Source organism: Marinobacter shengliensis (assembly GCF_030297115.1).
In the GTDB taxonomy this organism is placed as follows: Bacteria; Pseudomonadota; Gammaproteobacteria; order Pseudomonadales; family Oleiphilaceae; genus Marinobacter; species Marinobacter shengliensis.
The window spans coordinates 1,988,321-2,002,335 of the sequence record NZ_AP028062.1 but is presented as its reverse complement, the minus strand read 5'-3'; the positions used below and the strand labels follow the sequence as shown (position 1 = coordinate 2,002,335).

Below are 14,015 nucleotides of genomic sequence, written 5' to 3'. Positions count from 1 at the left end.
TGTTCTCACGATAAACTTCGATAATTTCATGATGTGGCCCTTCATCTCGCGTTTCAAATCAACCGAAATGATGCCGACCGTCACGAAGTTTTTCCGCAAGGTTGAAACGCCCACTTTCTTTATATTCTATAATGGCAGTTCCCTCAGCAGGCGTTGAGTCAGATTTTTCTGACATCGCCAGACGGCCCAACGCGATACTTAGACCACCGAAAAGGTACCAGTAGTATTGAGACAGCCCCCAATAGTTAATGCTGTAGACTGCGTACATCCAAAACAGACAGATAAGTACCTTATTCAGATTTTCATAGAACGAGATTTCTACGCGATCACTTCGGCCAAATTCTCTTTGAAGCCGTTTCAGTTGTCTGAAAGTACGCACTAAAAAGTTAATAAAGATTACAAACCCGATAGCTCCTATCTCGATCAACAGTTCAGCATATAAATTATGACTGGCTTGGCGCCGTCCTAATTTGTTTGCCTTAGTCTCCCCCGTCGTACCAAGTCCATGCCCCACAACAGGTCGGGTCAGCCCAAGCTGGAACTCCTGAATCATCCCCTGAATTCGGCCCTCGGCCGATGCTCCGCCTTCAACATCGCGGTCAATGATCGATAGGTAGCGTTCTTTTTGAACAGGCGTCATAACAGAAAAAGCAGCCACAATCACCATCACAGCCACTCCAGCGAGAGCCGCCTTATGTCGCGACTCCTTGAAAATAAAAAAGCTGACGACCATCAAGGCCAGGAAAGCACCGCGCGACATGGTTAAAATTAGGGCGTATAACAATAACGGCATCAAAATCAGATAAACAGCTTTGAGCTTCCACCTGCCAGTCCATAGGAGATAGTGTAAAAACGGAATTACCGTGACGATAACGAACCCAAGCTCGTTAGGATTAATTACGTCGGCGGGGGCACCTGAGAGCCGATTAGCAAACTCTGCCGTACTCAGGTACGTCGAGCTGCCCCAATATCCCTGAGTCAAATTCAAATATAGGGGCTCGAGTACCCGCACGAGCTGGCAAAACACGAAGACACCAACAAACCATACCAGCCGTCTACGAGTATCTACAATTAATGCAGTAAAGAACAAAAAGACAATAGCTTTAACAAAAGGATCCAGGTTATTTCGGATTACGCTACCCGGCCACTCCACAAGAGGCAGACTAATTACTATGTAGGCGAGCAAGGCAAACACGGGTTTGAAAACAGGATGCCGAAACTTCTCGGCCAATTTTTCACGCTGCACGAATAGTAGCAGCAAGAGAATCGCCACAGCCACCAACGTAGGACGCAGACTTGAATATCCTGGTATCCGAACCGAAAAGCGAAGGAAAAAGTCCAGAGTAAAATATAGAAAAAAGACAAAGGTAAACGAGCTGACTACTTGATCAGAGGCTTTGGCCTGACACTGAGCATCTACCCCTTTACCGGCCATAACTAGCCACCACAGCACCCATACCTAACCGAACTTCACTCCGGAGTTGTAAACCAATTAATTCAGCACCAGAAACAGACTTGAAAAACTGAAACATATCATCACCACTGGCATGGCGTCGCATTAGATAAGGCTCGGCAACACCACGTGCATCGGGAAACGCTGTAACCGCACCATAGAAACCTGCGCGTTCGACGATACCAGGTAAAAAGGGCTTAAAATCAGATGGCTGACCATTTGGGTAGCAAAAGGTTCTTGGGCGCTCCCCTAAGTTCTTAGTGAGCGATTCCATACATCCGAATATCTCCTCCTTGGCCTGCTCTTCGTCGACGCGCCCAAGGGAAGGATGAGTAACGGTGTGACCGCCAATTTCGATACCACTGTCTTGCAACTCCCTTAGTTCCTCCCAATTCAGCGGCTCGTAAGCGCCTGGAATCGACAGCGGAAAAGCTGTATTGAGGCGAAGCGTTAACTCTCCAATAAACTGCTGTTTTTCTTGATCAGGGAGGGAGAGAGCATGATCATTTAATCGCTTCCAATAAACCGGCCGGTTTTCAGCACTCACCGGTCCAGAAGGCAACTCGATTAGATCAATTTGTATCGTTTCAGGAATTTCTGAAACCTCATTCAGTAACCAGGTAATCTTATCGGGCCATAGCCAATGTTCGCGTTCTATGAAACCTGTGGTGGCAAACAGCGTGGCGGGAACATCGTATTTTTTCAGGATCGGGAAAGCGTATTGGTAAAAATCCCGATAACCATCATCAACAGTAATAACCACAGCATGAGGTGGAAATCGACCATGTTCTCGCTGATATTCCATTAAACCAATGAGGGAAAACGGGTTGTAGTTTCGCTTGATGTGTTTTACCTGGTCCTCAAAATGTTTCGAGCTACACTTACCGTCCGCAGGAGCGGAGGAAAACCTATGATACATAAGGATACGGGGCTGACTGCGGCAAATCTGTCGGGCAACCTCGTAGCCACCCACGGGCCCAAACGTTCGAATGATTCTAGAGAACAACCCCATACCGCCTTACTCCTTGTTCAGCAGTGAGTCATAAACTTCCTGATGCTGCCGTACCATAGTTTCCATACTGAAGCGTTGCATTGCGCTAGTCTTCGCAGTTCCCCCCAAACGGACTCGGAGTTCACTGTCCGTAACCAGTCTTATAAGGCAATCCGCCAACTCTTTCAGATTACCACATGAATACAGAAACCCGGTCTCTCCATGGGTTATAGCTTCTGGATTCCCTCCCACCGCACTACATACAACCGGTAAGCCAGCCTGCATATACTCTACTAATGAATTAGAGAAACCTTCGGACTCGGAACATAACAAACCGATATCAAGCCCGGTAAGACACTCCTTTACATCACGCCTCGCTCCCAAAAAGTGGACCCGCTCCTCAATGCCCAACTTTTTTGCTGTTGCCTTGAGTGCTTTTGGACCTCCATCTCCGATAATGACCAGATGCAAAGCCGGTGTTTCCCCTGACAACACCCCCAGCGCACGCACTGCATCTTCCACTCGTTTTATAGGCCGGATGTTAGCAACAATTACGGCAAATACTGCATCTGGATACTCCTCACGCAATTCCTTTAGATCAGCAGGTATCGCGGGCTGCTCATCCTCGAATTCATATCCGTTATAAATCACGTGAGTGCTTGTTAGATCAAATGGCTCATGCTCGATAGTAATCTTCCTCACAGCCTGGCTGTTGGCGATCGCCAAAGAAACAAATCGCCCACTAAGATTCAACATCGCTAGGTATTTTGGTGTGTACCAATAACCCATGTCACGGCGGGAGATAATCGTACGGATACCCAGCATTCGGAAAATTGGAGGGCAGATTACCGATGGATCGTTAAAGAAAACATGAGCTAGCCGGCCTCCTTCCAAACGGAATTCTTTAGCAATCACCCACAAACTTAACCAAGTTTTGATAGATAGCAACTTGCTATGCCCAAGCACCTTCACAGCACACGGGAAGTCGACCGAATCGAGATATTCGGATTGCTTGAACACTAAAAGAGTTGGCTCAAACCTTCGCCGATCAAGCCCGGTGATTAATTGGCATAACTGCCCTTCCGTGCCAGCATGGGGATTACGAAAAAAATCAATTACAAACAGAATAGGAATTGGTCGCGTACGGCTACTCATAAATAGTCAAAACGCTCCCTCAGCACGATTAGCCCCTTTCAAGCCAACAGCGATTGCCCTTCTCGGATCCAATAGCGAACAAGTCAGGAAAAAGCTAATTGCCTTTAAATACATTCCTTTCTCAAGATAAACCTGCCCTAACCGAAAATACAGTACGGCTCGACGCCTTCGCAGCGTAGAACGTTGGTATGGATAACGCACCGCTGCCCGTTCAAGGATTTTAAATCCATTTTTCCAGCGACTTAGCTGTCCATTTGCGCTGATAGTTCCACGGTGCTTTCTGTAGTAAAAACATTCAACACCGGAATAGGCAATCCGAGATACCTCTGCAACCCGCAGCACAAAGTCGTGGTCCTGAGCTGCCCTAAAGGTCTCTTCAAGTTGTCCAATTTTTGAAATCACGCTCTTACGGAACATGCAAAGTCCCGGTGAGACAATATAACAATCGAGTAAGAGCCGATTCGGATCGCTTTCCTCTTGGTGGGATGAGGGAAAAAGTTTATAGAGCCTCGCCGCCCGCTCATCAACAGCATACCCTTGACCATAAACCATACCGACTGAAGGAGTATTTTCCATCACTTGAACATGGGCAGCGAGCGCCCCCCCGGCAAGAAGGTCATCACTATCAAGGATTACAACATATCGCCCCCTGGCATAGCGCAACCCTAAATTTATTGACGCTGCCTGCCCGCGATTTTTCCTATCTGGATGCGAAAAAACCTTCACACGCGGATCGTCAACGCAATTGAGCCACTCCCAAGTGCCATCGGTGGAACCGTCGTCGACAATTAAATACTCTAACTGCTCGTAACCTTGAGACAGCACAGAATTTAACGTCGCAGGAAGTAAGTCAACACGGTTGAATGACGGGGTGATAACCGAAACTAAGGGGAGTGAATCCTGGTCCATGGAGAATACTCTATAATTCGAGCGACTTGGGCAAATGGATAGGCAACTTGTAGACAATCAAGCACCGACAGGCGTAACATTTTGATACATGGAGTATCAGTTTGTAAACCAATGATGCAAACCCAATACTCACCGCTCAGGTCTAAAAGCCTCGACAAGAGCCACTGCAGCTAGGATCAGCACGTTTTCAACCTTGCTTATTCACCCACCCATTCATTCAGTTTCGAAACTGGCACACACTCATGATAAGCCTGCCCGTCTAGATGGGAGCGATTCTCAAATTGGACCGACATGAGCAACATCACCTCGTCATCTCTATCGTGCCTTGGGTCGATGAAAATTCCTAAGATCAGCATGGACTAAAAAGCTGGGACCAAGTCACCAAAATTAGATATTACAGTCGAAATAGAATGAACTACAATTACAATGTAATACTTCCATCAAGTTGAATACTTTTAGTGTATAAAAAGTTATCACCATTAGTAATTAAAAGAAATAAATTAATAACCAAATCACAAACAACAATATCCAAAACGCTTTACCATAGGAGTTTGCTATGAAAAGTCGAAACCTTGATAAAAAAATCCTAGCTTTTACCTTGATCATCAAGGCTTCGACATCAGTTCAAGCGGAGCCTGTGATCTCTAATATTAGTTTTGGTGCTGACGCTCAAATTACTGTGTATGGCTCGGAATTCGGCAGAGGACCAAATATCGTCCTTTACGATGACTTTGAGACCGCATCAATAATCGATGGACGACTCGAATTACAACCAAAAATAGGAAGCTGGTATTCAGTTGCGTCCTCTAGCCCGGCTATATACTTAGATCAACGAAAAAATAAAAGCCTTTTTGTTCGCGGAAAAGGCCATGCAGCTTTAGTATTCGGGGTTGAGGATAGTAAAGGCCTCTATGGACTATCCCCCTTTACTGAAATTTTCTTTAGTTATTCAGTTAAGGACCTTGCTGAGTTCCCCGGAGATGGTGGAGAGAACTTTTCGTTTTCGACAAGATCTTCAACCAAGGATGCTTGGATGATGCTTGGCGACCGCGGAGACAACTTATCTTATTCATTATCCTTCAATACGCCTTCAGGCAACGACCTATATATACCAGCTTGGACGGGAAATGGATTTAATATAGCTGGCAATACAACAAAACTAGAACCAACTTTTTGGCAACCTGAGCTAACTAAGAATTGGGCTTTTCAAGATTGGAACACTACATTCTTTCACGCAAAGCTCGATCCAAAGGATCCGTACGGCCCCGCCGAAGGCTACTTTGGATTCATCAATAACAACTCATACCATGTAAACAAGAGATCTGGAAATCTAATTCAAGATCTACGTTCCGAGGGGCTTCCTTACGCATATTGGGATCGGATTAAATTTTTCGCTTGGATGAATGAAGGAGACGCAAATGTTGAAAGGTTATTAGATGATGTATACGTGGCAATTGGCCCTAATGCTAACGCAAGGGTAGTCATATCGGATGCACCTAGCTTAGAACAATCTTCACACATTCTTAATTTACCTATCAGAAGCTGGGATCAAGAAAAAATCTCTATTTCGTTACCAAAGTACATCATGGAAAACTCTCAAAAGAATCTTTATATCAGAGTTATAAATTCAGAAAATCAAAGCTCTAATTCGCTCAGACTCTGTAAAGACTGCCCTGTCGCACCAAAGTTAGAGCTAGTTAATTAACATCGCTTTGATACTTGCTGTAGACAGCTGCTTTTAGTTTATCCAAAGCAGCTGCCTCAACTTCCCCCAACAAACCTTTAAGACTATCGATATTTTTTGAGTGACTATCAAAATCAGCACTTAGAACCTCAATACTTCTTCTTATATCTTCAGGAGAATTATCAGTAAATAAGAAACCCTTAGAAAAATACTCACGAAGCGTTAATGTATTCGAGAGAATGCCAGGCTTCCCAGCAGAAACCGCTTCATATGCCCCACAATTTAAACAATTATCCCGTTTTGTTAATACAATTACTGCATCAGAATCAAAAAGCTCTGATATAAAATCTTCATCTGAAACAAATCCTAGCAACGCGACTGATCTTGGACATTTATATTCAATACCTATGGGCGGCTTCCCAGTTATTCTTATTTCATATTTATCAGAGTCTAACATCGATGCTGCATCTAAAAGCTCATAAAAAGGCTCATCTTCTGCCCAACTACAAATAAAAAGCAGCCTAAACTTTTCATCCTTTATTTTATTATGTTTTTTTAAGTCAAAAGTAGGAAGAGGGTCAGGCACAATAATCGGATCCCCCCCCCACTCAAGGCAAACATCCGACAACGGCTTATTAGTAACAATAACAATATCAGAGGTTGCAACAATCCATCTCGCGATATATTTAAGAAATATACTTCTACCCTCCAAAGGAAATAGCCCCGCATTATGCTCATCAACTACTGACAGGTAGCCAAAAGTTCGCCTAAGTGCAACGACAACAAACGCAAGGACAATTGAAGGGTTCTGGACAAAAACCACGTCAGCCTTTTCATCATATAATAGCTTTATAGTCTTAAAGGTCAGCTCAGCGTAACGAAAAAAGCCTTTTTTACTAGTTACAAACTCAAAATACGATGCATTTAACGCACTAGACATTGAGCGATTCCGACGCTGCACCTCCCATGTAATCCATAGCGATTTCATAAATCGACCTTATTAATCGAGTAGGTTTTCAAAAGTCTTTCATATTGTTCAGTATATTTTTTCGACATCATCCCTGCAGAAAATCCACTTACAACTTTATCATAGCCAGAATCAAGGCAAACACTGATTGTATTTAACCTTCCTAGAATAGAAGATACAGCATTTGAAATTTCTTGATGATCACCAACTTTTTTTAAAAGTACTCCTACCCCTCCCTCAAGAAGAGCAGGGATTTCACCAACTGAAGATGCAACAATTGGAATCCTTAGCAAAAGCGCCTCCAACAACGTAATTGGAAGCCCTTCATTAAGCGAAGGCATTACCAAGATTGACGATCTAGCCATTAATGCTGGTATATTTTCGACGTAGCCTAAAAAAAGCACATCATCTGATAATCCGAGCTCTAGCGCCATACTCTCTAATCGTGCTCTTTCGGGCCCATCGCCTGCTAGTACAAGCCCAGCATTAGTAAAATTATCTTTAATTTTTCTAAATGCCCTCAAAAGGTTATCGAAACCCTTTTCAGGTGATAGCCTTCCTACACCAATGATCAATGGTTCATGTGATTTAAAGAAATCGTTTATCTTAGGAGGCAAATCAGATTTGGCCATCTCCTTAACTCGATCAACATCTAAACCGTTTCGAATAGATATTACATGTTTATTAGAAAGCACAAAACTTGGCAACTCATGCCTCATTGCTTCACCCACTAGCACTAAGGAATCAATTCTAAGTGCGGAGAATCTATCTAGCTTTTCGTAAATCCAAAGTTTTGAAAATCTTGGTGCATGCAGATAGCCATGAAAAGTTGAAATCAAAGGAACATTTCGTTTGTGCCAGAATAGCCCCATCAGAACATTGAATTTGAAACCATGCGAATGAAATAAATCAACACCAATTTCAGCCGCCCATGATCTAATTTCTTTAGCTGCCTTCAGATTAAGACCTGGATGCATTCGCCAGACCTTCAATGGGAGGTTTAGACGCATCGCTTCAAGCTCAATCGGCTTGTTTTCGATACCAATCTCTCCAGCACTTAGGATAACCGGATCAAGCCCCGCATCTAGCTGTTCTTTCACAAGTGCCAGTAACATTCTTTCTGCGCCATATAGCCCCCCGCTGTCGATAAGATGAAGTATCTTCAACTCCAACGCTCCCTAGCCTTCATGCCATCCATACTTTGCGGATTCTCCGCCATAGATGAGTTACTAATCCTTGGCCCCTTTACCACATAGCGGTGCTTTAACCGCAGGAATCGTTTTTCGAGAAAATGGTAAGACGCTGATGCGAGCATACCGCTTATGATCACCCCAGCTAGGAGCTGTAACCACTCGGGGAGGAAGTTCAATTTATCACCCGCCTGGAGTCCCCAGACATGCCAAAGGTAGATTGGATAGGATATGACGCCGAGATAGATCGACACAGGATGATTCAACCACCCCCAAAAACGGCCTGAGCTGAGTCTTATCAGCTGCAGCAGCAGAATCGCTAGCAACAATGCATCAATTGTAAATGCGGGGCCGTAGGCGTAATCACTGCTGCCGTATTGTTTCGACAGAAACAACAGGCCCAGTGGTATAAAGGGCATCCAGAACCGACTGCTGATGCCATCGAACACGGTTAGCCAACGCGGCTTTTGAGCTAGAAACGCCAATAAGCACCCAAGCGCCAGATTATCAAAACGGGTATCGAAAGCGTTGTATGCGTACGACGGTCCGTAATCGAGGTAGGTATAGGAATAGGAGCGCCAGGCCAGTACAACCAAACTGGCGATAATCAATAAAGCAACCGCATACTCCCGACCACACCTCATCAGAAAAACGAAAAGCATCGGCCAGATCAGGTAGAACTGCTCTTCAATTGCCAGAGACCACACATGCCCAATGGACGACGACGAATGCCCCTCTAGCGCGTTGTGGTAGTTCATAAAATAGAACAAGCCGGGAACTATGGCGTCTTTGATGTCGTCATTACCGCGGAACAAGTCCCATGAAATTGATACCAGTAAGAAGGCGTAGTAAGCCGGGAAGATGCGAAGAGATCTCCGCATGTAGAAGTTTCTGAATGAAATGGTTCCTGCTTTTTCATGCTCTTTGAGCAGTAGCCAAGTGATCAGGAACCCACTCAGAACAAAGAAGCCGGCGACGCCATGACGTGCAGAAAAGAAAAGCGTGCCTACCCCGGAGTGAGCGAACACCACGGCCATGACGGCAACCATTCGAAATCCATCAAGCCCAGGGAGTTTCTTCTCCTCCAGCAATGCTTCCAGGTGGGGCAATGCCATCATCCTTTCCTTGGATTCCAGACAACCTTCTTCTCGCCCTTGGAGAAGGCGACAAATGCCTTAAAGGACGCAAGGTTTAACAATACAAAGTAGTAAGGCAGGGCATACACGGTAGAAAGCGATTGCCCCCGGCTCTCTTTTTGATAGCCCGCCCACGCGAAATAGAGAAACAGGCCGTACCCTATCGCGGCTAACGCATACAACCCTTTCACCGGCGCCAGGTAAAGTGCAGCAATCGCAAGGGTTATCATGGGTGCAAAGGCGGCGTAGCGAAGTAGCTTGTGGGAGATAAGCTGCCAGGCAAACAGTGGATCGTTGGCTGGGCTCATCAGCTGTTTCATATCTTTCAGCGCCCACAGCGCACGCAGGCTTACCCGCACCCGCATGCTGAACTCGCTCCCTCCGTCACTCAATGCTTCTTCCTTGAGCAAGGCTCCAGGTTCATATACAACACGGTACCCCTGCTCAACCACTTTGAGTGGCTGAACGAAGTCCGGCAATTGATCGGCATTCAGCTCGGAATGTAGTTCTTTACGCATCGCATCAATGCCACCATCAACGCCCACCACGGAGCCTACCAGAGTCTCCTGTGCCCTAAGCCAGTTCTCATACTTCATGTAAGCACTGCAGCCGTCGCCAATCAGGGCGCCCTCCGGGTTCACGTAGACCATTTTTCCGGTTACGTAACCCACCGATGGGTCGTTGAAATTACTCACTAGTGCTTTCAGGGCTTGTTGATCCCATTCGGAGTTTGCATCCGAGAACGCCAGGATCTCCCCTTCCGCATGCTGTTTGAGCATGTTGAGCCCCACGGTTTTACCCTGACGGGGTACCTGACGAAACAGTTTGACCGGGAAAGGCGCATCAGCGGCAACCACCTGGACAATCTCGTCGGTTCCGTCCTCCGACTCATCGGAAACCACCAGGATTTCCAATTGCTCCTTGGGATAGTCCAACGCCAGCTTGTTCCTGAGCGTAGCCTCAATGTCTTTGGCCTCGTTGTAGGCGGCGATAAGAATCGAGACTTTCGGCTGGTAAGCGCCGCTCTTGTTTACGGGCAAGGGTCGTGCAGATGCCAGCAGTTTGATACAGACGGGATAGCCGAAATAGATGTAAGCCAACAACAGGAAAGATATCCAGAAAACGGCGACCATCATGCCATCCCTGCCACAGAACTGGAGCTTAGAGTGTTCGATGAGGGCTCAAGAACCCCTTCGCTTTCCAAAACCTGGCTCATGGTGGTAAACCGGAAATCTGACAGCAACTTGGTCAATCGCTGTTCACACACATCCAGGTTGTTGTAATGGCGAAAGCGCGAGAACCATTTAACGTCCAGCCTTGGCTGGCCCGGGTCGATTTCCCAGGGGTGCAGGTAGAACACAAATGGCTGCCCCTGGCGATTGATGCTGCCCAGGCCCCAGCGACTGAACCAGTATGGGAACAGTCGGAAGTATCCGCCACCCGCTATGGGTAATGTGTAGCCGGGGAACTTCAGGGTACTCAAGGGGAATTCAGCAAGCTCATAGCCTTTGTCGGTTGTCAGCTTGTGGGGCCAGCGGGGTGTTCCGGGCATGCCATATCGGTCGTGGTGCACCGGGAATATGGAGGAGTCCCAGGTAAAACCTTCTTCCGCCAGAATATCCAGTGCCCAGCGGGACTGGTTGGTGATGGAATAGCTCGCCGCTCGATAACCAGTGATTGCTTCACCGGTGATATCTTCAAGGGTCTGCTTAGACCTACGGGTTTCTTCTCGAAAAACCTCTGGCGTTTGGTTGTAGATCAACTGGTGGCTGTAACCATGGCTCGCTACTTCATGGCCGGCTCTCTGAATAGCTTTTACCAAGTTTGGTGATTTATCAGCCACCCACCCCAGGGTAAAAAAGGTGGCCTTGCACTGCGCTTCATCCAGCAAGGTCAGGAGCCGGTTTACATTGGCTTCCACCCGGTATTCCATAGCGTGCCAACGATTAGGATCAACGGCTTCTGCCAGGGCGGCTACCTGGAAATAGTCTTCCACGTCGATGGTTAAAGCGTTGGAAAAGGGTTGTTTGTTCATGGCGTCTTCGTCACCTCCCGTATGCCGACCTGTGAGCACCTGTGTATTTCTACCGCAACATTAGTGAATACGGGCTCACATGGGCCTGCAGTAGACTCGACTTGCTCCAGGTAACGATCCAGCTTGTCTCTTTCAGGGTTTGAGAGATGGGTCATTACTAGCCATACCGTCCGGTATTGATTGAGTCCCTCCAGTTGATCTGGATACTCATCCGGCCCCTTAAAATAGTTTTCCGGAACCAATTTAAAGGGCAATGGATCCAGATCACAGCCGGTGGGATCGTGCTTCTCGTAGTAGTTAATGGCAGCCTGCCCCCGTGGGGTCATGTAAAGCACAGCCTGATTATTGCCACAGTGATTAGCCAGAAAACCAAAAGCCTCTGCCCAACGGTTAGGTTCCCGATGGGTGTAGGCGTGGGCAGACAACGCCAGGAGCAGCATGGCCAGCGCCACGGGTGCCAAGGCCCAGGTGCGGAACGCCAACGTCACCCCGATCGCCGCCAGCATCAGATAAAAAGGCATGAACGGTGTAAAAAAGCGTGTGGAGAATACAGGCTCAAACTGAGAAACCAGGAATACAATCCCAACAGGCACCACAGCGATGACAAGCGCACTAATCCAGAGCTGAAGCAGCCTGTTACCTCGCACCTTGATTCCACCCTCGGAATACAACAGCCGCAGCAAGCCAATTACTACCAAGATGCCAACTGCAAACAGCAATCCAAAACGCACCGGTTTACTGGCTTCGGGGGCGGCTCCGGAATAATCGAAACCGAGGTAGATGAGAGACTTGATGTCAGGCGCAGTCAGCCAGGCCAGTTGTCCGCTTTCCTTGAACACCACGAAAGCAAGAATGGGTAGAAAGCTCACACCAATAACCAAATGAGCACCAAGCCACCTGCCGAAGTCTCCTCGGCTCTTCAACGCCGGCAACGCCATCAAACCAAGGCAAAAAATTCCAAGTGCGATGTAGAAATGGGTATGCACCGCAAACAAGCCCGCCAATGCATACCAAAGCCAGTAATGACGTTCGCCGTCGAGAACAATGCGCGTCCAGCAGAACCACATCAGGGCCATGAATAGCAGCGCAAGGGCATAACCCCGGATTTCCACGCTGTAGCGAGCAAGATAGAAATGACAGAGGGCTAAGATCAGAAAAGTAAACGCAGCTCGTATCCCTAAGTGCTTGTTGACCGGCAGGAACATGAGCCAAAGTGCGCCAGCATAACAGAGCAGGGAAAACACCCGCAGGGCAATCTCGGAGCCTGCCGCCATGCTCCAGAATTTGAGCACGATGTAATATAACGCCATGTTGGCTTCATACCGGGCAATGAAGTGAAACAGATCGGCCCAGCCCAAGCCAATAAAGTAAGTGGTCAGTGCCTCGTCAAACCAGACCCCTTCACTGAGACTGTACCGAAGCCCGTAAAACAGACATAAGCCAATAGATACAAGCAGGGCAACAAACCATAGATTGCGTTCTGTAGACGATAACTGCAGGGTCATTTGACATCTTCCCTGGCATACTCTGCCGCGCTAACCGAGCCCCTGAAATCAGAACCACGCACGTGCTCCTGAATCAGATAAAGAGGGCGGCGTTTGGTCTCGTCGAACATTCGCCCGAGGTATTCCCCCAGCACACCAAGGAACATGAGTTGGATACCGCCAATGAAAAGAATTACGGTCATCAATGACGGATAACCGGGAACGGGATCCCCCCAGATCAGTGTTTTTACAATAACGTAGGCGCCGTATAAGAAGGAGCCAAAGGCCAGAAAAACCCCAATGTAAGATGCCAGCTTCAGGGGGATTGTGGTGAACGATGTAATACCATCAAGCGCAAAGTTCCACAGCTTCCAGTAATTGAATTTGGTTTCGCCCGCATGGCGGGGATCACGGGAATACTTGAGCGCGATTTGAGGGTAGCCAATCCAGGAGAATAGCCCTTTCATAAAGCGGTTGGACTCCGGCAGGCACCGCAGCGCATTCACTGCACGCCGGCTTAGCAGGCGAAAATCTCCTGTATCGCGGGGAATCGAGAATCGTCCAACATGGGCCATCAAACGGTAAAAAGCACTGGCAGTTAACTTTTTAACGAAAGACTCACCGTGCCGCTCGGTTCTCTGCCCGTATACTGTGTCGTACCCTTTTTTCCAAAGAGTGAGCATATCCGGGATAAGTTCCGGGGGGTCCTGGAGATCTGCATCGATGATAACGATGGCATCCGCGTCTACATGATCAAGCCCAGCCGTTAGCGCGGCTTCTTTTCCAAAGTTCCTTGAGAGTCGGAGCAATGAGAGCCGTGGATCCTTCGCAATCAGACCGCTAATAATGTCGCACGACCCGTCTGAGCTTCCATCATCTACAAAAAGGATCTCGAACTGCGTTCTGTCGAGGCTTTCGCACACAGCAACCGTACGACGATAGAACTCATCGATTACAGCTTCCTCGTTATAGACCGGCACCAGTACCGTCAAAGAATCCATTCGCCCCGCC

12 protein-coding genes are annotated in these 14,015 nt (G+C 47.3%); 1 reads left to right on the top strand and 11 read right to left on the bottom strand.

Annotated elements, in window-relative coordinates:
- Positions 1–58: 58 nt before the first annotated feature.
- From QUE75_RS09230 to QUE75_RS09215, 4 genes are read right to left on the bottom strand one after another with little or no spacing between them, the layout of a single operon-like run.
- Positions 59–1,435, bottom strand: coding sequence for an O-antigen ligase family protein (locus tag QUE75_RS09230; RefSeq protein WP_286255334.1), 1,377 nt, complete (start codon positions 1,433–1,435; stop codon positions 59–61).
- Positions 1,425–2,465, bottom strand: coding sequence for a polysaccharide deacetylase family protein (locus QUE75_RS09225; protein WP_286255332.1), 1,041 nt, complete (start codon positions 2,463–2,465; stop codon positions 1,425–1,427). Before QUE75_RS09225 ends, QUE75_RS09230 begins: the two co-directional genes overlap by 11 nt.
- A 6-nt stretch (positions 2,466–2,471) precedes the next feature.
- On the bottom strand, positions 2,472–3,599 hold the full coding sequence (locus QUE75_RS09220; protein ID WP_286255330.1) for a glycosyltransferase: 1,128 nt from the start codon (positions 3,597–3,599) through the stop codon (positions 2,472–2,474).
- Positions 3,600–3,605: 6 nt separating this feature from the next.
- Entirely contained in the window at positions 3,606–4,508 is a 903-nt protein-coding gene (locus tag QUE75_RS09215; RefSeq protein WP_286255327.1) for a glycosyltransferase, read from the bottom strand.
- Positions 4,509–5,064: 556 nt separating this feature from the next.
- Here QUE75_RS09215 and QUE75_RS09210 point away from each other — a divergent pair.
- Positions 5,065–6,213, top strand: coding sequence for a hypothetical protein (locus tag QUE75_RS09210; RefSeq protein ID WP_286255325.1), 1,149 nt, complete (start codon positions 5,065–5,067; stop codon positions 6,211–6,213).
- Here the strand turns inward: QUE75_RS09210 and QUE75_RS09205 are convergent.
- The 7 genes from QUE75_RS09205 to QUE75_RS09175 are packed head-to-tail and all read right to left on the bottom strand — an operon-like array spanning position 6,206 to position 14,005.
- Entirely contained in the window at positions 6,206–7,132 is a 927-nt protein-coding gene (locus QUE75_RS09205) for a glycosyltransferase family protein (RefSeq protein ID WP_286255322.1), read from the bottom strand. The genes QUE75_RS09210 and QUE75_RS09205 overlap by 8 nt on opposite strands.
- 44 nt (positions 7,133–7,176) lie before the next feature.
- Positions 7,177–8,325 (bottom strand): glycosyltransferase, encoded by a 1,149-nt coding sequence (locus tag QUE75_RS09200; RefSeq protein WP_286255320.1) that lies wholly within the window; start codon positions 8,323–8,325, stop codon positions 7,177–7,179.
- Positions 8,322–9,464, bottom strand: a complete 1,143-nt coding sequence (locus tag QUE75_RS09195) for an acyltransferase family protein (RefSeq protein ID WP_286255318.1) — start codon at positions 9,462–9,464, stop codon at positions 8,322–8,324. The genes QUE75_RS09200 and QUE75_RS09195 overlap by 4 nt, the downstream gene beginning before the upstream one ends.
- Positions 9,464–10,621 (bottom strand): glycosyltransferase family 2 protein, encoded by a 1,158-nt coding sequence (locus QUE75_RS09190; RefSeq protein ID WP_286255316.1) that lies wholly within the window; start codon positions 10,619–10,621, stop codon positions 9,464–9,466. Before QUE75_RS09190 ends, QUE75_RS09195 begins: the two co-directional genes overlap by 1 nt.
- Positions 10,618–11,520, bottom strand: coding sequence for an XrtA system polysaccharide deacetylase (locus QUE75_RS09185; RefSeq protein WP_286255314.1), 903 nt, complete (start codon positions 11,518–11,520; stop codon positions 10,618–10,620). The genes QUE75_RS09190 and QUE75_RS09185 overlap by 4 nt, the downstream gene beginning before the upstream one ends.
- Positions 11,517–13,025 (bottom strand): glycosyltransferase family 39 protein, encoded by a 1,509-nt coding sequence (locus QUE75_RS09180; protein WP_286255307.1) that lies wholly within the window; start codon positions 13,023–13,025, stop codon positions 11,517–11,519. Before QUE75_RS09180 ends, QUE75_RS09185 begins: the two co-directional genes overlap by 4 nt.
- Positions 13,022–14,005: a glycosyltransferase family 2 protein gene (locus QUE75_RS09175; protein WP_286255306.1), complete on the bottom strand. Its 984-nt coding sequence runs from the start codon at positions 14,003–14,005 to the stop codon at positions 13,022–13,024. Before QUE75_RS09175 ends, QUE75_RS09180 begins: the two co-directional genes overlap by 4 nt.
- Positions 14,006–14,015: the final 10 nt, after the last annotated feature.

What these genes read in the sequence shown, in the direction of transcription:
- QUE75_RS09215 (WP_286255327.1), bottom strand. Translation starts at nt 4,508, where the DNA reads ATGGACCAGGATTCACTCCCCTTAGTTTCGGTTATCACCCCGTCATTC.
- QUE75_RS09205 (WP_286255322.1), bottom strand. Translation starts at nt 7,132, where the DNA reads ATGTCTAGTGCGTTAAATGCATCGTATTTTGAGTTTGTAACTAGTAAA.
- QUE75_RS09185 (WP_286255314.1), bottom strand. Translation starts at nt 11,520, where the DNA reads ATGAACAAACAACCCTTTTCCAACGCTTTAACCATCGACGTGGAAGAC.
- QUE75_RS09225 (WP_286255332.1), bottom strand. Translation starts at nt 2,465, where the DNA reads ATGGGGTTGTTCTCTAGAATCATTCGAACGTTTGGGCCCGTGGGTGGC.
- QUE75_RS09210 (WP_286255325.1), top strand. Translation starts at nt 5,065, where the DNA reads ATGAAAAGTCGAAACCTTGATAAAAAAATCCTAGCTTTTACCTTGATC.
- QUE75_RS09180 (WP_286255307.1), bottom strand. Translation starts at nt 13,025, where the DNA reads ATGACCCTGCAGTTATCGTCTACAGAACGCAATCTATGGTTTGTTGCC.
- QUE75_RS09175 (WP_286255306.1), bottom strand. Translation starts at nt 14,005, where the DNA reads ATGGATTCTTTGACGGTACTGGTGCCGGTCTATAACGAGGAAGCTGTA.
- QUE75_RS09230 (WP_286255334.1), bottom strand. Translation starts at nt 1,435, where the DNA reads ATGGCCGGTAAAGGGGTAGATGCTCAGTGTCAGGCCAAAGCCTCTGAT.
- QUE75_RS09220 (WP_286255330.1), bottom strand. Translation starts at nt 3,599, where the DNA reads ATGAGTAGCCGTACGCGACCAATTCCTATTCTGTTTGTAATTGATTTT.
- QUE75_RS09190 (WP_286255316.1), bottom strand. Translation starts at nt 10,621, where the DNA reads ATGATGGTCGCCGTTTTCTGGATATCTTTCCTGTTGTTGGCTTACATC.
- QUE75_RS09195 (WP_286255318.1), bottom strand. Translation starts at nt 9,464, where the DNA reads ATGGCATTGCCCCACCTGGAAGCATTGCTGGAGGAGAAGAAACTCCCT.